Source organism: Streptomyces sp. NPDC046915 (assembly GCF_040644935.1).
In the GTDB taxonomy this organism is placed as follows: domain Bacteria; phylum Actinomycetota; class Actinomycetes; order Streptomycetales; family Streptomycetaceae; genus Streptomyces.
This window is the reverse complement of the sequence record NZ_JBEYXB010000025.1, coordinates 1-19,734: the sequence shown is the minus strand read 5'-3', so window position 1 is coordinate 19,734 and position 19,734 is coordinate 1. Positions and strand designations below refer to the sequence as shown.

At 74.0% G+C, this 19,734-nt stretch carries 19 protein-coding genes and 1 pseudogene; 7 read left to right on the top strand and 13 right to left on the bottom strand.

Annotation, left to right across the window (positions count from 1 at the left end):
* Nucleotides 1-7: 7 nt before the first annotated feature.
* Nucleotides 8-571, bottom strand: coding sequence for a hypothetical protein (locus ABZ915_RS41255; RefSeq protein WP_361814168.1), 564 nt, complete (start codon nucleotides 569-571; stop codon nucleotides 8-10).
* Nucleotides 572-724: 153 nt separating this feature from the next.
* Between ABZ915_RS41255 and ABZ915_RS41250 the strand changes: the two genes are divergently transcribed.
* On the top strand, nucleotides 725-1,828 hold the full coding sequence (locus ABZ915_RS41250) for an RNA-guided endonuclease TnpB family protein (protein ID WP_361814166.1): 1,104 nt from the start codon (nucleotides 725-727) through the stop codon (nucleotides 1,826-1,828).
* Between the two features lie 30 nt (nucleotides 1,829-1,858).
* On the opposite strand, the gene ABZ915_RS41245 is transcribed toward ABZ915_RS41250, so the two are convergent.
* Both ABZ915_RS41245 and ABZ915_RS41240 read right to left on the bottom strand, forming a co-directional pair.
* Complete coding sequence (locus ABZ915_RS41245) at nucleotides 1,859-3,145, bottom strand: helix-turn-helix transcriptional regulator (protein WP_361814164.1); 1,287 nt, start codon at nucleotides 3,143-3,145, stop codon at nucleotides 1,859-1,861.
* 142 nt (nucleotides 3,146-3,287) lie between these two features.
* Entirely contained in the window at nucleotides 3,288-3,425 is a 138-nt protein-coding gene (locus tag ABZ915_RS41240; RefSeq protein ID WP_361814162.1) for a hypothetical protein, read from the bottom strand.
* Between the two features lie 111 nt (nucleotides 3,426-3,536).
* Here ABZ915_RS41240 and ABZ915_RS41235 point away from each other — a divergent pair, with 111 nt between their 5' ends.
* A complete protein-coding gene (locus ABZ915_RS41235; RefSeq protein WP_361814161.1) occupies nucleotides 3,537-3,725 on the top strand; it encodes a hypothetical protein in 189 nt (62 codons plus the stop codon).
* A gap of 15 nt (nucleotides 3,726-3,740) precedes the next feature.
* Here the strand turns inward: ABZ915_RS41235 and ABZ915_RS41230 are convergent, their stop codons facing one another.
* The 4 genes from ABZ915_RS41230 to ABZ915_RS41215 form a co-directional block, all read right to left on the bottom strand.
* Entirely contained in the window at nucleotides 3,741-5,993 is a 2,253-nt protein-coding gene (locus tag ABZ915_RS41230) for a condensation domain-containing protein (RefSeq protein WP_361814159.1), read from the bottom strand.
* A gap of 52 nt (nucleotides 5,994-6,045) precedes the next feature.
* Entirely contained in the window at nucleotides 6,046-6,750 is a 705-nt protein-coding gene (locus ABZ915_RS41225; RefSeq protein WP_361814157.1) for a response regulator transcription factor, read from the bottom strand.
* A gap of 120 nt (nucleotides 6,751-6,870) precedes the next feature.
* Nucleotides 6,871-7,410: an acyltransferase domain-containing protein gene (locus ABZ915_RS41220; protein ID WP_361814155.1), complete on the bottom strand. Its 540-nt coding sequence runs from the start codon at nucleotides 7,408-7,410 to the stop codon at nucleotides 6,871-6,873.
* Nucleotides 7,411-7,730: 320 nt separating this feature from the next.
* Nucleotides 7,731-8,090: a hypothetical protein gene (locus ABZ915_RS41215; RefSeq protein WP_361814153.1), complete on the bottom strand. Its 360-nt coding sequence runs from the start codon at nucleotides 8,088-8,090 to the stop codon at nucleotides 7,731-7,733.
* Between the two features lie 455 nt (nucleotides 8,091-8,545).
* On the opposite strand from ABZ915_RS41215, the gene ABZ915_RS41210 reads away from it, so the two are divergent.
* The 4 genes and pseudogenes from ABZ915_RS41210 (at nucleotide 8,546) to ABZ915_RS41195 (ending at nucleotide 12,082) form a co-directional block, all read left to right on the top strand.
* Complete coding sequence (locus ABZ915_RS41210) at nucleotides 8,546-8,821, top strand: PqqD family protein (protein ID WP_361814151.1); 276 nt, start codon at nucleotides 8,546-8,548, stop codon at nucleotides 8,819-8,821.
* Between the two features lie 96 nt (nucleotides 8,822-8,917).
* A pseudogene (locus tag ABZ915_RS41205) lies at nucleotides 8,918-9,364 on the top strand (ATP-binding protein); the annotation flags it as partial.
* Nucleotides 9,365-9,418: 54 nt separating this feature from the next.
* Nucleotides 9,419-11,740, top strand: coding sequence for a LuxR C-terminal-related transcriptional regulator (locus ABZ915_RS41200; protein WP_361814246.1), 2,322 nt, complete (start codon nucleotides 9,419-9,421; stop codon nucleotides 11,738-11,740).
* A 93-nt stretch (nucleotides 11,741-11,833) separates the two neighbouring features.
* Nucleotides 11,834-12,082 carry a phosphopantetheine-binding protein gene (locus tag ABZ915_RS41195; protein WP_361814149.1) on the top strand — a complete coding sequence of 83 codons (249 nt, stop codon included), beginning with the start codon at nucleotides 11,834-11,836 and terminating at the stop codon, nucleotides 12,080-12,082.
* A 90-nt stretch (nucleotides 12,083-12,172) separates the two neighbouring features.
* Here the strand turns inward: ABZ915_RS41195 and ABZ915_RS41190 are convergent, their stop codons facing one another.
* Entirely contained in the window at nucleotides 12,173-12,994 is an 822-nt protein-coding gene (locus tag ABZ915_RS41190; protein WP_361814147.1) for an AfsR/SARP family transcriptional regulator, read from the bottom strand.
* A gap of 282 nt (nucleotides 12,995-13,276) precedes the next feature.
* Here ABZ915_RS41190 and ABZ915_RS41185 point away from each other — a divergent pair, with 282 nt between their 5' ends.
* A complete protein-coding gene (locus tag ABZ915_RS41185; RefSeq protein WP_361814145.1) occupies nucleotides 13,277-14,077 on the top strand; it encodes an alpha/beta fold hydrolase in 801 nt (266 codons plus the stop codon).
* A 104-nt stretch (nucleotides 14,078-14,181) separates the two neighbouring features.
* Here ABZ915_RS41185 and ABZ915_RS41180 read toward each other — a convergent pair whose 3' ends face one another.
* The 5 genes from ABZ915_RS41180 to ABZ915_RS41160 all read right to left on the bottom strand — a co-directional run.
* Nucleotides 14,182-15,045 (bottom strand): 4'-phosphopantetheinyl transferase superfamily protein, encoded by an 864-nt coding sequence (locus ABZ915_RS41180; protein WP_361814143.1) that lies wholly within the window; start codon nucleotides 15,043-15,045, stop codon nucleotides 14,182-14,184.
* Nucleotides 15,042-16,898: a polyketide synthase gene (locus ABZ915_RS41175; RefSeq protein WP_361814141.1), complete on the bottom strand. Its 1,857-nt coding sequence runs from the start codon at nucleotides 16,896-16,898 to the stop codon at nucleotides 15,042-15,044. Before ABZ915_RS41175 ends, ABZ915_RS41180 begins: the two co-directional genes overlap by 4 nt.
* A 14-nt stretch (nucleotides 16,899-16,912) precedes the next feature.
* On the bottom strand, nucleotides 16,913-17,632 hold the full coding sequence (locus tag ABZ915_RS41170) for an acyl carrier protein (protein ID WP_361814139.1): 720 nt from the start codon (nucleotides 17,630-17,632) through the stop codon (nucleotides 16,913-16,915).
* A gap of 28 nt (nucleotides 17,633-17,660) precedes the next feature.
* Nucleotides 17,661-18,545 (bottom strand): AfsR/SARP family transcriptional regulator, encoded by an 885-nt coding sequence (locus ABZ915_RS41165; protein ID WP_361814244.1) that lies wholly within the window; start codon nucleotides 18,543-18,545, stop codon nucleotides 17,661-17,663.
* A gap of 307 nt (nucleotides 18,546-18,852) precedes the next feature.
* Nucleotides 18,853-19,734 (bottom strand): carboxyl transferase domain-containing protein (locus ABZ915_RS41160; protein WP_361814138.1); only part of this gene is annotated, 882 nt, incomplete at its 5' end.

The window sequence follows — 19,734 nt, the reverse complement described above, 5'->3', positions numbered from 1 at the left end:
CGGCGGGTCACACGCTGTGTGCGAACCGGGCGTCGGTCTCGGCCGGGGTGGCCGGTTCGTCGTCCGTGTGGTGACGGGTGGAGACGGCGGGGCAGCGGCGGCAGGCGTCCGCGCCCGCCTGGGCCCACCACTTGCAGTCGGCGCGCAGGTGGCACTGCGGGACGGGGCCGGGACCTCCCGCCGGGTCGGCGGCCACGAGCCGTTCGACGAGGGTGCAGTCGTCGCCGCGGCGGTTGACGCATTCGGCGACGCAGTACGAGGCGAACCGCAGCATCCGCCGCGGCTCGATGTCGGCCGGGATCTGGTCGAGCACCTCGGCGGCCGGCACCGGATCGGCCAGGTAGGTCACCCGGCCGTCGACCCCGGCCCGTACGCCCAGCACCACGGACTCGGGCGCGTGCGCGGCACCGCTCGGGCACCACGCGGCCGGTACGGTGCCGTCCTCCGGTACGACACCGCCGGTCACGGTCGCCGCCCCCGTCAGCACGGAAGGGTGCTGTCGCCGGTCGCGCTCGGCACGCTGCGGCCCACCGTCCCCAGCGACAGCCCGCCGCTGTACGGGAGTGCTCATCCGATCTCCTTCGAGGAAACCCTGCCCTTCAGGACGGGGAGGAATCGAAACCCTGCGAAGTAGGGCAGGGAAAGCCGGTTCGCCGCCAGGGGGGGCCGGCGCCCCCCCAACTGCCGACAGTCGATCACAAACTGATTGGTCAGTATGTGAGGCGTGGAAGTCACCCACGTGAAGCGGGCGTTCAAGTACCGCTTCCATCCGACTGATGCGCAGGCAGCGGAACTGTCGCGCACGTTCGGGTGCGTGCGGAAGGTCTACAACCTTGCGCTCACGGCACGCACCGAGGCGTGGACGCTGCGGCAGGAGCGCGTGAACTACAACGCGACGTCGGCGATGCTGACGGCGTGGAAGAGGACCGAGGAACTCGCCTACCTGGGCGATGTCTCCTCCGTGCCACTCCAGCAGGCCCTGCGGCACCTTCAGACGGCGTTCACGCACTTCTTCGCCAAGCGGGCGAAGTATCCGCGGTTCAAGTCGCGGAAGAAGTCTCGCAAGTCCGCGGAGTACACCACCAGCGCGTTCCGTTTCCGTGACGGGAAGCTGACGCTGGCGAAGATGGCGGAGCCGCTCGACATCGTGTGCTCCCGTCCCCTGCCCCGGGGCGCGCAGCCTTCCACGGTGACCGTGTCCCAAGATGCGGCCGGACGCTGGTACGTGTCCCTGCTGTGCGAGGACCCCGGCATCAAGCCCCTCCCGGACAACGGGAAGGCGGTCGGTGTAGACGCCGGACTCGAGCACCTGCTGACCCTGTCCACCGGGGAGAAGATCAGCAACCCCCGGCACGAGCGGCGCGACCGCGCCCGCATCGCCGACCGGCGACGCGACCACCTGCACAAGCTCACCACTCGGCTCGTTCGTGAAAACCAAACGATCGTGATCGAGGACCTCACCGTTCGCAACCTGCTGAAAAACGGTCATCTCGCCCGCGCCATCAGCGACGCGGCGTGGAGCGAGTTCCGCAGCATGCTGGAGTACAAGGCAGCCTGGTACGGCCGTGAAGTGATCGCGGTCGACCGCTGGTTCCCCTCCTCCAAGCTGTGCTCGAACTGCGGCCGCGTGCAGGGCAAAATGCCGCTGCACGTCCGAACCTGGACGTGCGACTGCGGCGTCACCCACGACCGCGACGTGAACGCGGCGCGGAACACCTTGGCCGCCGGGCTGGCGGTGTCGGCCTGTGGAGCCGGTGTAAGACCTCAACGGAGCACTCCGGGCGGGCAGCCGGCGACGAAGCAGGAACCCCTGCGGCGCGAGCCGTAGGAATCCCCCTCCTTAAAGAAGGGGAGGAAGTCAAACCCGTCCCTCCGTCTGCACCGGTGCCGGGCCCCCGAGCGTGGACCCGGACGCTTCAGCCGGGGTTGAGGTTCGCTGGAGCTGGGACTGGGCCAGCGCCTCGGCGAGGATCCGCCAGACCTCCGCCGCGAGGTCGATGTTGGCGTCCGCCTGCGCCTCTTCCGCGAGGGCGCGCAGCCCCTGGACGCCGCCCTCGTCGCCGGACAGGATGCGCAGCTGGTGGCGCAGGATGTCCAGCCTGACCCGGTCGCGGTAGGTCATCCGCGGTTCCTCCCGGGCGAGTTCGCCGAGCAGGACCCGGGCGTCGTCGTACCGTGCGGTGAGGAAGGCGAGGTCGGCCTTGAGCGCGGTCAGTTCCTGCCGCAGACCGGGTGTGCTGACGAAGGCGAGGGCCGGCTCGGCGGCCGTGACGTACCGTTCGGCGGCCTCGGGGTCGGGCGGGAACTTCTGGAGGTGCAGCCGTCCGGCCGCGAGCCGGAGCCGCAGCCACAGCACCAGGTCCTCGTTGCTGCTGAACTTCTCCAGTGCCTCCTCGAGGCAGGCCTGCGCGGCCGCGTTGTCGCCCTGCCGCAGCAGCACCGCGGCCGCGGTCCACATCGCCTCCGCCCACAGCGTGTCCGACCGCCCCTTGACCAGCACGGTCAGCTCGTCGGCGTGCGCCCGCGCGTCCGGCATCCGGCCGGCCTCGGCCTCCACCGACACCAGCGCGAGCAGCACGGCCGCGCGGTCCTCCACGCCGAGCGCGGAGTCCCGGGCGAGGTGGTGGGCGGTGATGGCGGCGTCGAGGGCCGCGGGGATCTCACCCAGTGACCGCAGACAGCGGGCGAGCCGGGTCAGCCCGCGCACCCTCAGCTCGGTCAGCCCGACCTCGTCGCCGAGCCGGACCAGTTCCTCCAGGTACTCCCGCTCACCGATGTGGTCGCCCTGTACGCGCCGCTGCCGGGCCAGCTGCCACAGCGCCTGCCAGCGCAGCACGGGCGCCTCGTGCGCCTCGGCCGCCAGCGCCTCGCGCAGCGTCTCCAGGGCGTCGTCGGATCCGGTGGAGGCGACCAGCGACAGCGCGTGGGCGAGTGAACCGCCCGCGGGCTCCTCGAAGTCGGCCGGTTCCAGGCCGAGCCGCTCGGCGAGGTGGGCGACGGCGCGCTCGGTGGGCTGGCGGGCCCCGGACTCCAGACGGGAGAGGTATCCGGTGGACATGCCGTCACCGGCCAGTGCGGACTGGGACAGCCCCTTGGCCTGGCGCAGTTTCCTCAGTCGGCGGCCGAACGCGGGCTGTTGCAGCATGTGACCATTCCCCTGGGACGCGCGGACGGATGGGCCGCGGGGCAGGTCGGGCGGGCCTCCGTCAGCCGCGACAACCGTAGGGCGGTGGGCAACACCCGGGCAATGTTTTGCCAGGCGCCGTGCCTTGAGTCTCGTGCGGATCTCACGAGATCTTCATGCGTTCCTCAAGCGAGTCTCGAACGGATCCGGGCAGCATCTCAAGCGCCAAGTCGGCGGCGCCCGGCGCTGTCCCGTCGCGTTCGCGGGAGCTGTCTCCGTCAATTTCACGGGAGTCGTTCATGAAGCACTCGCTTCCTGCACGCCGCGCAGCCCGCGAGGGTCGCTCCGGCCGTCCGGGAACGAGGCGGCGGGCACCGTCCGACGACGACATCGGCTGGCCCAAGAGGCGATCATGACACATACCCCGAACACGTCCCCCGTCACCGACCCCCTCGCCGGGGCGGAGGCCCGCCTGCTGGCCGGCCTCGCCTCGGCGACCTCCCTGGCGGGTGTCGCGGCCGCCGCCTGGACCGCGGTACGGGCCTTCACCCGTCACAACCAGGACCGCGCGGCGGACACACCGGCCACGAAGGCCGGTTGACCCGCCGGTTCGGCTTCAGGCGCACGCCGCGCGCAGCGCGTGGGCCAGGTGCCGGGCGCCGTCCGGGTCGTCCGGGCCGCCGCCGATCACGACGAGCGGTGGGGGTACGTCCTGCGCGGCGACCCGGCGGGCCAGCTCGCAGGCGAGGGCCCCGGCACCGGAGTAGCCGCCGAGGACGAGCCGGGTGCCGGAGCGGGCCAGGGCACCGAGGGCCGCGGCGGCCCGCGGACCGCCCTCGGCGGCGGTGAGCCGCAGCGCGGTCAGCGCCTCGGGCCCGAGGTAGTGCCGTACCAGTTCCCAGTGCCCGGTGCGGGGTGCCCCGGGTACGTCGACCAGGCACACGGTGGCCGCCGAGTCCACCGCCGCCGGGCGCAGCGGCACCAGCGGCGGCGCCGGGCGGCCCGCGCCGGAACCGGCGCCTTCGGGCACCCGGGGCACGACGGCGCCGGACAGCCACTGGAGCGCGTCCCCGACCGTGGTCGCCGCGCCCGCCCGGCGCGGCAGCAGGCGCAGCAGCCGCGCGGTCTGCGCCAGCAGCACGCGGGCGGCGCCGCCGTCGACGACGTCCCGGTCGTACGCGCAGGTCAGGGCCAGCCCGCGGCGGGCGTCGTGACCGGCGCGGACCCCGACGGCGTACCCGGTCAGCGCCCCGGCGACCTCCTGCTCCTCGACCCGGAGGCCCTGCGCGGCGAGCGCGTCGCCGAACGCGTCCTGCGGGCGCGGACCGCAGTCGAAGGCGAGCAGGCCTCCGGCCCGGGACGCGGGTGCGCCGCCCCCGCCGGAGTCCGCGCCCGCGACCCACTCGTACGCGGCCATGTCCACGGCCCGGTCGCGCAGTTCGCGCAGCAGCCCCGGCACGGTGAGCGCCGGGTCGAGGACGACGGACATCGGCAGCGCGTTCTCGAACGGCCCCGGCGTGCCCTCGATGCCTTCCAGGAGCAGCCCCCGGCCCGGGAAGCCCAGCCCGAAGCCGACGGCGGCGGCGCCGGGTGCCGCACCGCAGGACCGGTAGAGCAGCATCGCCCACGCCGCCTGGAGCACGCTGCTCTCGGCGACGCCCCAGTAGGCCGCCCAGCGGGCCAGCAGCGCGGTCTCGGCCGGGGACAGCGCGGTGCGGTACAGACCGGTGCCGCCGCTGCCCAGCGGGGCGGGCGGCCCGGCACCGGGCGCCGGCCGGGCGCCCCGCCCCCAGAAGTCGCGGGCCGGCCCGAGATCGCGTCCCGCCAGCCACCGCGCGCAGTCCCCGAGGTCGGGCCGGCGCTCACCGCCGGGCAGCATCCCGCCCGCGAGATAGGCGCGGCAGCACTCCCGCATCAGCAGCCGGACGCTCCAACTGTCCAGCAGCGCACGGTGGTAGGTGATCAGTACGTCGGTGCAGGCCCCCGTGTCACCACCCGGCCCCGCGCCGCCGCCCTGCCCCGCGTCGGCCTTCCCGTCTCCCTCGCGCCACCCGTCCGCCGACCGCTCGAACCACCCGCCCGCCGGCCCCGGCCCCGCTGTCCGCCCCTCGCCGGCCCACTCGGCCGGCCCGTCGACCACGCCCGCCGTGCCGCCGCCCGCATCGCCCCGCCCCCGTACCTGCCCGTCCAGCAGAGCCACCCGCAGCAGTCCGGGGCGGCGCAGGTCGAAGGGGCGGGCGCGTTCGCGGGCGCGCAGGGCGGCCCGGCGGGCGGTGCTCGGGCAGTCGTGGCGGGTCACGTCCGGGAGTCCGTGGTCGAAGACGACGGCACGCGGGCGCGGGTCCCAGACGAACGCGGTGCGCAGCACGCTCTCGCGGTCGGTGACGGCCTGCCAGGCAGCCGTGAAGCGGGCGGTGTCCAACGGCCCGTACCAGCGCCAGACGAGTTGCTCGACGTGGTGGTCCGGGCGGGCCAGGGCGTCGGCGAGCCGTGCCTGCTGCAAGGGGGTGACCGGCTGGGTGCGCGGCAGCGTCCCGCAGGGCCGCGCTCCCGCGCCGCCGGCGGGTCCGGGCCCGGGGCGGCCGTCCGTCACCGGGTCCGGCCGGGCGGTGAGCAGGTCGGTGAGCAGGCCGACCGGGTACGGCGCCGATCCGGCCTCGTCGGCGGGGAGTTCGACGGTGTGCCGGCCCGGACCGTGCCGCAGCAGCCGGGGCGGGGCGAGGCGCCGGCCGGGGTGGCTCTCGGCGATACGGTGCAGGGCGCGGTGGAACACGGCGACGTCCAGCGGGCCGTGCAGCTCCAGGGCGTACCGTTCGCCCCGCTCCGGATCGAGCACCGCGCACACTCCGGTGAACCGGTCGCCGCTCATCCCCTCCCCCTCCCCCTCGCGGACCGCACCGCCGCCGCCGCACCGCCGCCGTTCAGCGGGGCGGCCGCCGTACGCCGGTCTCGAAGGCATAGATGGCCGCGTGCACACGACTGGGCAGGCACAGCTTGTGCAGCATGTTCTGCACATGCGTCTTGACGGTGTGCGGGGAGAGGGTGAGCGACTCGGCGATCTCCCCGTTGGACAGGCCGCGGGCCAGCAGCTCCAGCACCTCGCGTTCGCGGTCGGTCAGTTCGTCGGGGCCGACGCCGGAGACGCGGGGCGCGGGCCGGGTCCGCTCGGCCGTCGCGGGGGCGAAGGCGTACCCGGCCGCCGCGAGGACGACGGCGGAGGCGAGCTGCCCCGCGGTCGCCGTGCCGGGCAACTGGCCGTGGACACCCGCGGGGGCGTCGGCCGGCTCCGCCCCGCCGAGCACGATCACCTTCACCTCGTCGGCCGCCCGCTCGGCCCAGAACACCCGCTGTTCACCGGTCAGCGGCCCGTGGACGACGAGGACGTGCGGGGCCTGCGCGCGCACGGCGGCGGCGACGAGCGGGCCGGGCGCGCTCTCGCCGGTGACCCGGATGCCGGGCCGGCCGGTCAGCAGCGTCCTGATGCCGACGCGGGCCAGCGGGTCGGCGCCGACCACATGGACACGTACCTGACGCCCCCGGTCGGCGGCCCGCCAGGGCTCGCTCTCCTGCTCCCGCGAACCGGCCACCGGCGGCAGTACGTGCAGGGTGGCATGCCGTTCCTCCATGGCGGCCTCCTCACACTCGCCTCCGCCACCGTAGTGCGGCCACGCCGGCCCCCACCGCTTTCTCCAGCGGACCCCGAACCGTCCCCGACCTGCGCTCGTCCGGCCGGGGCGGGCCGGTGCTCACCCGCCGAGGACCATCTCGTCCCGGAAGCGCCGCAGTTGGTCCCAGTCGAGGGGTTCGCCGCTGAGCTGGAGGCCGGAGAGGGCGGCGAGGAGCGCGGGGACGTGGCCCACGGTCGCGGTGTCCTCGGGACGCGGCCCGCAGAGCAGGACCCGGTGGAACCCGGCGGCGTGCAGGGCCGGTTCGGCGTGGACCCCGGCGTTCTCGCGCGGCCGGCGGTCCGCCACGACCCGCCGTACGGCCTCGTCGAGGCCGACCGTTCCCGCGACGTACGCCGCGGTGACGGCGCCGGTGCCGTCACCGGCGACCGCGCCGACCCGCACGCCCCAGTCCCGCCACAGCCGGTACAGCGCCACCTGGTAGGCGAACAGCGCGGCCCCGCCGAACCCGGCCCGGCGCAGCAGCCGGGCGTCGACCCCGCCCTCCGGGGCGAACACGACGGCGGCCAGCGGCAGCGGCAGCCGTCCGTCGGCCACCCGGCACACCGCGTCGAACTCCCCGCGGAACACGGGGAACGTGCCGTACAGGGCCCGCGCCATGGCCGGGCACACCCCTCGTCCCGCCGCGAACAGCACGCCCGTGTCACCGCCGCCGTCGACCACAACGGGCGTACCGGGGACGGCGGATCGCCCCGCCGGCCTATTACGGCGTAATAGGCCAGCCCCATTACGGCGTAATAGCCCCGTCCGCCCGACGGCCACCGGCAGGGTGGTGCGGGCCATCCGGATCCGTCTGGACACTGTCGTCATGGGACGCCCTCCTCCCGTACGGCGGCCGGGCCACGACCGTGTCGCGCGGCACCGGAGATCCGCAAGAGGCAGGCTCGAGAACCGGTGCGGCGGGGCCGGAGCGCGCCGCCTCAGCGTACGGCCGCCCGGGACACCAGCACGTCGTGGAAGTCCGCGACCCGGCCCGCCGTGTCGAAGCGCAGCTCCGCGAGGAGCGCCCAGGCGGCACGTCCGGCCCGCGCGGTCAGGCGCAGCGCGACACCGTCGCCGTCGGCGAGGACGCTCTCGCAGGTCAGCCGGAGCCCGTCGGGCAGCGACCGCTCCCCCGGGCCGGCGGTGCCCGCCCAGTGGCGGGTGAGCCGGTTCACCTCGCCCTGGTTGCCCGCCGCGACCAGCGCGAGGGCGAGTTCCTTGTTGCGCTCCTGGAGGCAGCGGGCGCTCAGCAGTTCGTGCAGTGCCCCGCTGAGGGGCTCGGTCAGCGTCGGCACCATGACGGACGTCCTTCCGGGTGGCTCGTCGTCCCGTGCATCTGTTCCGGAGAGGATGCTCGCGCCGAGTGGAGAAGCGTTGGAGAACGGGTGAAACTCGGCAGCCTCCGGGCGAATTCCCACCCGGCCTTCCAATGCCACCGCGAACACCCTTCCGACGGAATTCGGCCAATTCCCCCCGCATTTCGGGAAATGCATTCGGCCGGAACCGTTCGCCCACCCCCGGCGCTCGGGGGCGCAGTGGTGAAACGCGCAGCACACCCCTACGTCGCGGCCGCTCGCGCACCACCCTGTAGGGGGTCCTGAACAGTTGCCACCGGTGACCGCAAGCACCACGATGGATTCGGTGCTCTCGCCGCCCAAGGCGCCCCGGGCGACATTTGTTTTCCGGTGTACGCCGCCGCGTACGAAACCGTCGACCGTGAGAGCCGTGGGCCGCCGGCGGGATGGAGGTGCGTGTGCGTGTGCGACCGGTCCCCGGGCTGAGTGTCAGCGTCGACGTGCACGGGCACCTGGACGTGGTGCCGGAGCCGGCGGCCCCGGCCCGCCAGGTGCGGTGCGGTCCCGTGGGCACGGCGATGTGGCTGGCGCTGCGCCAGCACGACGGTGACGTGGGCGCCGCCGCCCGCATGCTGGCGTCGCTGTGGGACACGGAACCCGCCAACGCCCGTGCCGACCTGGACATCTGGGTCGACGAACTGCGCGACGCCGGTCTGCTGCGCACCGAGCCCTGACCCGGCCCGGCCGCGATTCCGCCACGACTCGACCACCCCTATAGGGGGTCTGCCCAGGCTGGTCCAGGTTAGGGGTGGACCAACCGAGACGGGGCGACTATGACGTTGGTCGGCAGGACTGCGGCGATAAGGACGTTGACCGAATCCCTCGCGGACTGCACCGCGGGTCACTCCCGCACCCTGCTGGTGGAGGGACCCACGGGGTGCGGCAAGAGCGCGCTCGTCCATGTGCTGGTGGAGCGGGCGGCGGCCGGCGGTGCCGTGGTGCTGTGCGCGACGGGGTTCCCGGCCGAGCGCCGGGAGCCGTACGGGGTGCTGCGCCAGCTGGTGGGCAGTCACCGTGCGCTGACACTGCCGGACGGGACGGCGGACAGCGCGCCGCGCATCGAGGACATGCAGGCCTTCTGCACCGAGCTGCGCGAGGTCAGCGAGGGCAGCCCGGTGGTGCTGTGCGTCGACGACGTGCACTACGCCGACGACGAGTCCCTGGCCTTCCTCCAGTACCTCGCGCGCTACGCCCGGCCGGCCCGCATCCTCCTGATCGTCGCCGGCACGGTGCACCACGAGGCGGCCCACCCGGCCTTCGCGACCGAGCTGATGCGCCAGCCGACGTTCCGCCGCGTCCGCCTCGAACGGCTCACCCCGGCCGAGGTGGCCGCACTGGCCGGGACCCTGGACTGCCACGGCCACGCGCCCGCGCTCTACGAGTCCACCGGGGGCAACCCCCTCCTGCTCCGCGCGCTCCTGGAGGAGCACACCGCGACCGCGCACACCGAGACCGCGCACGACGTGACCGCGCACACCGAGACCGGGCTCGCCGTGTGCGGCCCGTGGGCGCCGGGCAGGGGCCGCGCCACCGCGTACGCCTCGCCGGCCACGGACGACCACCGCTCCCCGCGGGACACGTCCCCGGCTTCCGGCGACCATCCCGCCCTCCAGGACACCCCGGCTACCGGCGATCCCGGCACGGCCCTGGTCGCCCCCGAGCCCGGCGGCCCCTTCGTCCAGGCCGTGTGCGCCTGTCTGCACCGGGCCGGTCCGACCGCCGTGCTGGTCGCACAGGCCGCCGCGCTGCTGGACGAGGCCGCCGCACCGGAGCGGATCGCGGAGCTGACCGGCGTGGCACCGGCCACCGTGCGGCAGGGCCTCGCGGGACTGGAGGCGGCGGGACTGATGGCCGGCACCCGCTTCCCGCACCCCGCGGTCCGCGACGCGGTCCTGAGCGGGCTCTCCCCCTCCGCCCTGACCGCCCTGCACCGCGACGCCGCCCTGCTGCTGCACCGGCACCGCCGCCCGGCGACCGAGGCGGCCGGCCATCTGCTGTCCGCCGCGGCCTGCTCCGGCGCCGCCTGGTCCGCCTCGGGCACGGAGACGGAGCTGCTGTGCGAGGCCGCCGAGAGCCGGCTCGCCGCCGACGACGGACGCCAGGCACGGCGCCTTCTCGAACTGGCCCACCGGGTGTGCGCGGACGACCGGCAGCGGGACGCCGTGGCGATCCGGCTCGCCCGGGTCACCTGGCGCTTCGACCCGTCCGCCGCCGAGCGGCTGATCACCGGCCCGCTGGCCGCCCTGCACGAGGGCCGCCTCGACGGCGAACCGGTCCAGCCGCTCGCCCAGTTGCTCCTGCTCCAGGGCCGGATCACGGACGCGGCGGACCTGCTGCGCGACGGCGACACGGAGGGCGAGGAGTCCGGCGCCTCCCCCCTGGACGTGGTGATCGACGCCGGTTCCGTGGCCGCCGAGCGCCTGCTGCGCTCCGCCACCCCGACCGAGGCGACGATGACGCCCGTCGTACAGGCGCTGCGCTCGCTGGTGCTGTCCGACCATCCGGAGCGGGCGGTGCCCTGGAGCCGGGCCCTGCTGGAGGACGCGGAACGGCGTGACGCGCCGGGCTGGGCCGCGGCGTTCGCCACGCTGCATGCCCAGGCGCTGCTGCGCATCGGCGACCTGGCCGAGGCCTGCGCCTACGCGAGCAGAGCCCTTGAGGCACTCCCGGAGCGGGGCAGCGGGGCGTTCCCGTACGCGGCGACCGCCGTACTGATCCGCGCCCACAGCGCGATGGGCCACTACACGGAGGCCTCCCGGCTGTGCGACCGGCCGCTGCACCACGGCCTGCTGGACAGCCTGCACGGCCTGGCCTTCCTGCACGCGCGGGGCCTGCACCACCTGACGGGCAACCAGCCGCAGGCCGCGCTGACCGACTTCCTGACGATCGGCCGGATCATGCAGGCGCAGGGCCTCGACCGGCCCGCCTGCCTGCCGTGGCGCAGCGACGCCGCCCAGGCCCTGCTGCGGCTGGGCAAGCCCCAGCAGGCGGAGCGTCTGGTGCTCCAGCAGCTGGCGCTGCCCGACGCCCGCCGCCCGTGGGTGCGGGGCGTCTCGCTGCACCAGCGGGCGCTGACCGCCGGCTCCGCCCGGCAGCGGGTCTCGCTGCTGGAGCAGGCGGTCGACGAGCTGCACCGGTCGGGCGACCGGCTGGCCACCGCCCGCGCCATGGCGGATCTCGGCCGGACCCGGCAGTCGGAGGCGGGCGCCCCGATGAAGGGGACGGCGACGATCCGGGCGGCGTGGAACCTGGCCAAGGAGTGCGGGGCCACGGCGCTGTGCAAGGAGATCCTGCCCGACGCCCCGCTCAGCGACGAGGCACCGGACCGCGCGGACCGGCCGGGCGCGGAGCGGCCGGAGTGCCGGCTGAGCAGCTCGGAGCAGCGGGTGGCGACGCTCGCCGCGCAGGGCCTGACCAACCGTGAGATCTCCGCGAAGCTCTACCTCACGGTCAGCACGGTCGAGCAGCACCTGACGAAGGTGTACCGCAAGTTGCAGATCAACGGCCGCGGGGACCTCCCGGTCGACCTGGCCCTGGGCGGCGGCGCGCACCAGCCGGCCGAACGCCGGGCCCTGACCGGCCCTGGTGATTAGGGGTGGAGAACGGGTTCCCCTGCCCGCGGGGCCGGTATTGGCTCGATTGCAAAACGACCGACACGAACCGACACAGCAAGGGTGGGGTCACCAATGGCGTGGGACGAGAAGTTCGAGGAACTGCTGCGCGACTACCTGCCGTTCCTCGACGCGGAGGAGCCGCTCGAGGCCGACACGGATCTGCGCGACTCGGGTCTGGACTCCCTGGGCGCGGTCGAGCTGCTGGGCTCGCTGGAGAGCACCTACGACGTCCGTTTCGTGGACGAGGCGCTGTCCCTGGACACCTTCGCCACTCCGGCGGTGCTGTGGGAGACGGTCACCCGGCTTCAGACGGCGGGCTGACGCGGGGCACGACACGCCAAGGCCGCCGTCCCAGGACGGCGGCAACGGCGGCGACTTACCGGATGCCGCGGGCGGACCCGCGGCCCTTTCTCATGCCGCGAACAGGTCGAACGTCGAGCTGCGGCGCGGCCCCGCCAGCACGTCCAGCTGCGGGTCGACCGCCAGCATGGCCTGGTGCATGCGCTGGAGCTGCGGCGAGGGCTCCACGCCGAGTTCGTCGATGAGCCGCATGCGCAGTCTGCGGTAGACCTCCAGCGCGGTGGCCTGCCGGCCCGACCGGTACATCGCCACCATGACCTGTGAGTGCAGCCCCTCGTGATGCGGATGACGGGCCGTCAGTTCGGTCAGTTCGGCGATCAGTTCGGAGTGCCGGCCCAGGCGCAGATCGGCGTCGATGCGCCGTTCCACGGTGACCAGCCGGCTCTCCTGGAGCCGCATCACCTCGATCTCGAGTACGGGCCCGACCTTCACGTCGACCAGCGGTGCGCCGGTCCACAGGTCGAGCGCCGCGCGGAAACGGGCGGCGGACACCGCGTTGTCCCCCGCCTCGAACGCGGACTGTCCCTCCCGCGCCAACTTCTCATAAAGGTGTACGTCTACACAGCCCTCTTCGATCTGCAACAGGTACCCGCCGTGCCGGGTGGCCAGCACGTCCTTCGCCCCCGCCGGGGAGCCGGGTCCCATCGCCGTTCCCAGCCGCCTGCGCAGCTGGAGTATGTATGTCTGCAAGGTCGTGAGCGCGCTCGGCGGAGGTTCTGTGCCCCAGAGCTCCTCCATGAGCGTGGGGACGGGCATGACCCGTCCCGGATAGAGCGCCAGCAGCGACAGAATCTGCCGCGGCTTGCCGGCCGTCGGAACGATTGATCCCCCGTTGACCTCGGCACTCAACGGACCCAGAACCTGAATCTTCATGGTGGCCTCCGCACCTCGTCGAGTTCCTTGTCCAGTTCCTTTCGGTGGCCAGAATTCTCCGCCGCCACGCACGCTAGCCGGGTCCGTGCCCCTCAAGCGATTTCCTGTAGTAGTCCTCTAGCGGCATTCCAAGTTCGGTGTTGCGCAAGCTGTTTGATTCACTCAAGAACACTTGTACTGGCACTGGAAGTGAACTCCGGGTTCCGGTCCGAATACTTGATCGACGGATAATCTTGCGATGCGCACGCTCTTTCCCGGCATGCCGATGCGAACGGAGACCCGATGGCAGCGCCCGGTTCTGCACGACACGGCGACGACCGGCCCGCGGCCGCCACCGGTGTGCGCCTGTACGTGTTCCCGCACGCGGGCGGCTCGGGGCTGATGTACCAGGATTGGCCTGCCAGGTTCCCGCCCGACTGGCGGGTGACCGCCCAGGACGCGCCCGGCCACGGCACGCGGATGGGCGAGCCGCCCCTCAGCGACGGCGACGCCCTGGTGAACCACTACCTCGACCGGCTCGGACCCGAACTGGACGGCTCCGAGGCCCCGTTCGCGTTCTTCGGGCACAGCATGGGCGCCATGGTCGCGTACGAACTCACCCGCCGCCTGGTGGCCGGCGACCACCGGACGCCGGTGTGGCTGGGCCTGTCGGCGTGCGGTGCGCCCCGGCCCGACGAGCCGCCGGCCCGGCTGCCGGCGCGCGAGCTGTCCGACGAGGAACTGCGGCGGCAGGTGGCCCGGCTGGGCGGTACACCCCCCAAGGTGCTGGACCACCCCGGTCTGTGGCGGCACTTCGCGCCGGTCATCCGCGCCGACCTGCGGCTGGTGTCGTCCTGGCGGCCGGCCCCCGCCGACACGCCCCTGCCGGTGCCGGTGTCCCTGTTCGGCGGCGCGCGGGACACGGCCGTGGGCCTGGACGCCCTGCAACGGTGGGCGGAGCGCTGCGAGCGGCTGCTGGCGGTGCACGTCTTTCCCGGCGGCCACTTCTACTTCCACGACGATCCGGACGCCGTCGCCGACGCGGTGGTCCTCGGAGTCGCCACGGCCCTCAGGATGCCGTCCGCCCCGCTGGCCGGCCGCTGACTCCGGGCACCCCCGGGAAATATCGCGGCCGGCTCAGAAATTCCCTGCGAATAAACGGGAAACAACCCCTGACCAATAGCTCCTTGCACCCCTACCGATAATCCCTATTCCCGCGCCCCGCCCACCGGTTCGGGCAGGGGGATGGTGTGCGAGGCGGCCCGCCCCCAGGGAAATCCGTGGTGGAGTTGCAGTACGGGCGAGAGCTGCTCGTCCGCCGGTACGGCGACGGCGGCCAGCACGCCGGGCACCGGCTCCAGCTCCAGGAACCGCCACCGCCCGGCCAGGTCGTCGGCGGGCGGCTGGAAGGCGAGCACCCCGCGGTCGTCGGCCAGGGTGAAGGAGAACTCGTCGAAGGGCAGGCCGAGACCCAGGCCCCGGGCCTTGGAGTACGCCTCCTTCAGCGTCCACAGCCGCAGCACCCGCCGGTCCCGGCCCCGGCCCGGTGCCGCGCAAGACGCCCACCGCTGCTCCTCGGGGGCGAAGGTCCGCACGATGGTGTCGATGGCCTGCGCGTCCCGGTCCAGGGCCTCGACGTCCACGCCGATGCGGTGCCTGCGGACGATGCCGAGCAGGTTGTAGCCGGCGGAGTGGGAGAGGTTGAAGTCCAGGTGCGAGCCGCCGCGCGGCAGACCGCCCGGCAGCGGCTGGAGGAACGGACGGCCGCGTGAGGACCGCCAGATGACCAGCTCGGCCTCGGCGAGACCGGCCTCCAGCGCGAGGGCCCGGCGGACCAGGGTATGGGCGACGAGGTACTGCCGGCGGTCGCGTTCGAAGATGAACCGCGCGGCCGTCTCCCGTTCCCGGTCGTCGAGCCAGTGCGCGGCCAGGACACCGGCGAGGGCCGGTGCGAGGTCTTCGTTGGGGCAGATCCACAGCTTGACCGGCGCGACCGTCTCCTCCAGCGGTGCGGGCGCGGCGGTGCGGGTGTCGGTCGCGGTGCCGTGGGTCTCGGGCGCGGTGATCGTCATGGTGTCGGCTCGTCCGTGGTCGGGCCGCCGATCCACAGCGGCCGGCGCAGCATCGCGGTCGGGGGCAGCGGCACCACCGGGGCGGGCTCCGGCGCGCCGCCGGCCGTCGCACCGCCCGCGGTCACGTCGACGCCGGCCAGCCACAGCCGTGCCAGCGCCGCCGCCCGGCGCCCCCGCCACAGGGCCGCCAGATACTCCCCGGTCTCGGGCAACTCCTCGACGAGCGGCCCCTGTCCCGGCCGCCCCCGCAGATCGACGGCCCGCACCCGGCCGGCGGCGCGCCCTTCGGTGCCGCCCGCCTCCGGTGCGAACGCGGGACCCGGATCCGCCGCGAACCCGGCGAGCGCGGTGGCCAGTTCGGCGGTCGTCCGGGCGGACGTGGCGAGCCGGCAGGGCAGCGCGGCGCGGCCCAGCCGCAGTTCGCGGGCGACCGCGGTCAGCTCGGGCGCCTGGCCCGGGGAGCCGTCCGGCGGGTCCAGCCGGGCGGCCAGGCGTCCGGCGGTGCGGGCCAGGTGCTCCGGGGTGGGCGCCGACAGCAGGACCAGTTCCTCGCCCTGTGCCGCGGCGTACGGCCGGGAACCGGCTCCGGTGCGCGGATGCTCCTCCAGGACCGCCCCGGCCACGGTGCCGCTCGCGCCGCGCACGGTGACCGAGGCCCGGCGCGGCAGTCCGCGGCCCGCGTCGTCGTACCGGGGCGGCCATTCGCCGGCGTCCCGGCCGGGCGCCGGCAGCAGGGTGGCGTGCCGCAGTTGCAGCACCGCGCGGACCAGCGCGACGAGTCCGGTGGCCGCGCCCGCGTCGCCGACGGCGGCCGTCGCCGTGGCCCCGGTCTCCCGGAGGGCGACGCTCGATGCGTCGACGCCCGCCGCGGCGAGCGCCCGCCGGGCCACCCGCTCGACGACCCGGGCCGTACCCCGTCCGGCGTGCCCGACGGCGCTGCCGCGGACGACGGCGTGCACGGTGTCCCCGGCGGTCCGGGCGGCCGCCAGCGGCCTGAGCAGCAGGGCGCCCACGCCCTCGGCGCGGTCGGCGCCGTGCCGGGAGGGGTGCAGCCGCAGGTCGGCCGTACCGACCAGGGCCGCCGCGCACTCCCCGGCCCGCAGCGCGCCGAGCGCCAGGTGCAGGGCGGTGAGGAAGGAGGCCTCACCGGTGTCCACGGCCTGGCTGGGCCCGCGCAGGTCGAGCAGCGCGGACAGCCGCCCGGCCGGATCCCCGGACCCGGCCGCGCAACGGGACCGCGTACGTGCCTCCGTGTGTCCCTCCGTGCGCCCGTGCGCGAGCTGTTCGGCCGCCAGCAGCGCGTAGTCCGCCGGGCCGGTCGCGACGTACACCCCGAGGCTGCGTGGCTCGCCGTCGGCCGAGGTGAGCGCGTCGAGCCGGGCGCCGGCGTATCCGGCGGTCTCCAGTGTGTGCCAGACGGTCTCCAGCAGCAGCCGCTCCTGGGGGTCCATCAGGGCGGCCTCCCGCGGGCCCAGTCCGAAGAACTCCGCGTCGAACTCGTCGAAGCCGTCGAGGAACCGGCCGGTCCGCCCGGCCCGTACGCCCTGACCGGACGGCTGCTCCGGGGGCCCGTCGCGCCCGTCGGTCTGCGCGCGCCAGAAGGCCTCCAGGCCGCCGGCGTGCGGGAAACGGGCGTGCAGGGCCGTGACCGCGTACCGGTCGGCGGCCGGGCTCTCGCCGTGCCCGCCGCCCGCCGGCACGGTCGTCAGGGCACGTGCCGGCGGGGGCTCGGACGCGACCGGCGGTCCGGCGGCGGCCGCCGGGACGAGAAGCGCTCCGGTGAGCAGGGCCACGGCCTGTTCCCGGGGCAGCGTTCCGCTCTTGAAGCGGGTGAGGATCTCCCTGTTGTCCATGGGTGCTGTCCGGTTCAGGCGGCCCGGCCCGCCAGCAGGGCGGCCGCCTCGTCGACGCTGAGCCGGTCGTCGCGCACCGCGTCGAGCAGCGCGTCCAGCTCGTCGGGGGTCAGCGGCGGCCGGGAGGCGCCCCGGCCCGCGGCCGCGGTCGTGGCCCGCGTGTCCGTCGCGGGGAGCACGGGCGTTCCGGTCAGCGGGCCCGTGGAGCGGTTGGCGACGAAGGACGCCATGGCGGCGAGGCTGGGGTGGTCGTAGACGGTGACGGGCCGCTCGGTGAGGCCGTAGGCGCGGTTGATGCCGGCCACGAACTCCGCGGCGAGGATGGAGTCGATGCCGAGCTCGGCGAAGCCCGCGCCCGGGTCGATCTCCCAGGGAGCGCAGTGCAGGATCCGCGCCAGTTGTTCGCGCAGCACCTGGAGCACGGCTCCGGCGGCGCCGGGATCCGGGGCGGGGGGCCGGGGCCCGGTCTGCGAGCGTACGTCCGTGACATGGCGGGCGAGCGCGGCCGGGGTCGGGTGGTCGTAGAGCACCGCGGCGGCGATCCGGATGCCGAAGCGGGCGCCCAGGGCCGTCACGAACTCGATGGTGAGCATGGAGTCGAGGCCGAGCGCCTGGAAGGGCTGCTCCGGGTCGATCCGGTCGGGTTCGACGTGCAGGAGGTCGGCCAGCACGGCCGTGAGCTCCGCGAGGACGTCGCCCGGGGCACCGGTGGGCGCCGTCGGCTCACTGGTCATGGTGGAGGCCTCCAAGGTTCGGAAGTGATCAGCGGGTCGGCGTCAGCCGACCGCCCTGCGCGACCGGCGGCACCTGCGGCGCGGGCGCCACGGGGCCCGGCGCCGTCGGGCCGAGCGCGGTCTCCGGCGCGGCCATCAGGATCGAGTGCTGGAGCCGGCGCAGCCGGGGCGACGGCTCCAGCCCCAGGTCCCGCCCGAGGGTGGTGCGCAGCTGCTGGTAGACGGCAAGGGCCTCCCCGCGCCGGCCGGAGCGGTGCAGCGCGAGCATGAACTGGGCGTGCAGGGTCTCGTGGGTGCGGTAACGGCTGGTCAGCACGGTCAGTTCCGCGAGTACTTCGCGGTGCCGCCCGAGCCGCAGATCGGCCTCGATGCGCTGGTCCAGCGCGCACAGCCGGCTCTCGTCGAGCCGCTTGGCCTCCATGGCGAGCTGCGGGCCGGTCTGCACGTCGGCGAAGGCGGACCCGGACCACAGGTCCAGGGCGGAGCGCAGTGTGCGGGAGGCTCCCGCGAAGTCGCCCGCGTCCATGGCCCGGTAGCCCGTGCCGGCCAGCCGCTCGAACTCCCGTACGTCGCTGGACCCGCCGCCGGAGGAGAGCAGGTACCCGCCGGGCAGGGTCAGCAGCACGTCCTTCGCGGTACGGCTCTCGGGCGCGGCGCCGGGTTCCCGCCCGGCGTCGTGCGCGAGCGCCGCGGCGATGAGTTCGCGCAGTTGCAGCACATAGGTCTGGAGGGTGGTGCGGGCGCTGCGCGGCGGCCTGCCCGACCACAGTTCCTCGATGAGTGAGGCGACCGGCACGACCCGGTCGGCGTGCAGGGCCAGCAGCGCCAGGACCTGCCGCGGCTTCGGCGCCGTCGGGGCGATGGAGACCCCGTTCTCCCTCACGTCCAGTGCGCCCAGTACGTCGATGTCCACGCCGTCTCCCTCGTCCACGTGCGCTGCTGGCACTCCACGATTTAAAAACAGCACGAACGGTATGTCAATACCAAACCGTCTGTTCCGTTTTTAACAAGTTGCTAGCAATCATGGAGCGGACCTCGACACCCCACCTGACCTGCCAAAAGCCCTGCCGGGCAGGCGAGCTGACACTCAGTCACCCACCCGTCAGGGCCTATGCACCATTTCGTCCCCGCCCGCAGCTCCCCGACAGCCCACGCAGGAACGGACGCGGATGAAGGGTCGGTGCAGAATAAACAGACTCTACGGTCTTCTATGTCCGGGGTTACTGCGGGGGGTTGCCATGCTTCCTGGAGGGCAGCTCCGCGTGCTTCAGGTGCAGCATCGCCAGGGACCTGATCAGCACCTGGCGCGTCTCGGCGGGGTCGATGACGTCGTCGACGAGGCCGCGCTCGGCCGCGTAGTAGGGGTGCATCAGCTCGGACTTGTACTCCTGGACCATCTTCTGCCGCATGGCCTCGGGGTCCTCGGCATCGGCGATCTGGCGGCGGAAGATGACGTTGGCCGCGCCCTCCGCGCCCATCACGGCGATCTCGTTGGTCGGCCAGGCGTAGGTGAGGTCGGCGCCGATGGACTGGCTGTCCATGACGATGTACGCACCGCCGTAGGCCTTGCGCAGGATCAGCGAGATGCGCGGTACGGTCGCGTTGCAGTAGGCGTACAGCAGCTTCGCGCCGTGCCGGATGATCCCGCCGTGCTCCTGGTCCACACCGGGCAGGAAGCCGGGCACGTCCAACAGCGTCACGATCGGAATGTTGAAGGCGTCGCACATCTGCACGAAGCGCGCGGCCTTCTCGGAGGCCTCGATGTCGAGCACACCGGCAAGACTCTGCGGCTGGTTGGCGACGATGCCGACCACGTGTCCGTCGAGCCGGCCCAGGGCGCAGATGATGTTGCGCGCCCAGCGCTCGTGGACCTCGAGGTACTCGCCGTCGTCGACGATCTCCTCGATGACCCGCGTCATGTCGTAGGGCCGGTTGCCGTCGAGCGGCACCAGGTCCAGCAGCGCCTCACCGCGCCGGTCGGCGGGGTCGGCGGTCGCCACGTGCGGGGGGTTCTCGCGGTTGTTCTGCGGGAGCAGCGAGAGGAGGTAGCGCACCTCGGCGATGCAGGTCTCCTCGTCGTCGTACGCGAAGTGGCAGACGCC

Excerpts from the sequence above, each read along its gene's own strand:
- ABZ915_RS41255 (WP_361814168.1), bottom strand. The coding sequence starts at position 571 with ATGAGCACTCCCGTACAGCGGCGGGCTGTCGCTGGGGACGGTGGGCCG.
- ABZ915_RS41245 (WP_361814164.1), bottom strand. The coding sequence starts at position 3,145 with ATGCTGCAACAGCCCGCGTTCGGCCGCCGACTGAGGAAACTGCGCCAG.
- ABZ915_RS41240 (WP_361814162.1), bottom strand. The coding sequence starts at position 3,425 with ATGAACGACTCCCGTGAAATTGACGGAGACAGCTCCCGCGAACGCGAC.
- ABZ915_RS41235 (WP_361814161.1), top strand. The coding sequence starts at position 3,537 with ATGACACATACCCCGAACACGTCCCCCGTCACCGACCCCCTCGCCGGG.
- ABZ915_RS41230 (WP_361814159.1), bottom strand. The coding sequence starts at position 5,993 with ATGAGCGGCGACCGGTTCACCGGAGTGTGCGCGGTGCTCGATCCGGAG.
- ABZ915_RS41225 (WP_361814157.1), bottom strand. The coding sequence starts at position 6,750 with ATGGAGGAACGGCATGCCACCCTGCACGTACTGCCGCCGGTGGCCGGT.
- ABZ915_RS41220 (WP_361814155.1), bottom strand. The coding sequence starts at position 7,410 with ATGGCGCGGGCCCTGTACGGCACGTTCCCCGTGTTCCGCGGGGAGTTC.
- ABZ915_RS41215 (WP_361814153.1), bottom strand. The coding sequence starts at position 8,090 with ATGGTGCCGACGCTGACCGAGCCCCTCAGCGGGGCACTGCACGAACTG.
- ABZ915_RS41200 (WP_361814246.1), top strand. The coding sequence starts at position 9,419 with ATGCGCCAGCCGACGTTCCGCCGCGTCCGCCTCGAACGGCTCACCCCG.
- ABZ915_RS41195 (WP_361814149.1), top strand. The coding sequence starts at position 11,834 with ATGGCGTGGGACGAGAAGTTCGAGGAACTGCTGCGCGACTACCTGCCG.
- ABZ915_RS41190 (WP_361814147.1), bottom strand. The coding sequence starts at position 12,994 with ATGAAGATTCAGGTTCTGGGTCCGTTGAGTGCCGAGGTCAACGGGGGA.
- ABZ915_RS41185 (WP_361814145.1), top strand. The coding sequence starts at position 13,277 with ATGGCAGCGCCCGGTTCTGCACGACACGGCGACGACCGGCCCGCGGCC.
- ABZ915_RS41180 (WP_361814143.1), bottom strand. The coding sequence starts at position 15,045 with ATGACGATCACCGCGCCCGAGACCCACGGCACCGCGACCGACACCCGC.
- ABZ915_RS41175 (WP_361814141.1), bottom strand. The coding sequence starts at position 16,898 with ATGGACAACAGGGAGATCCTCACCCGCTTCAAGAGCGGAACGCTGCCC.
- ABZ915_RS41170 (WP_361814139.1), bottom strand. The coding sequence starts at position 17,632 with ATGACCAGTGAGCCGACGGCGCCCACCGGTGCCCCGGGCGACGTCCTC.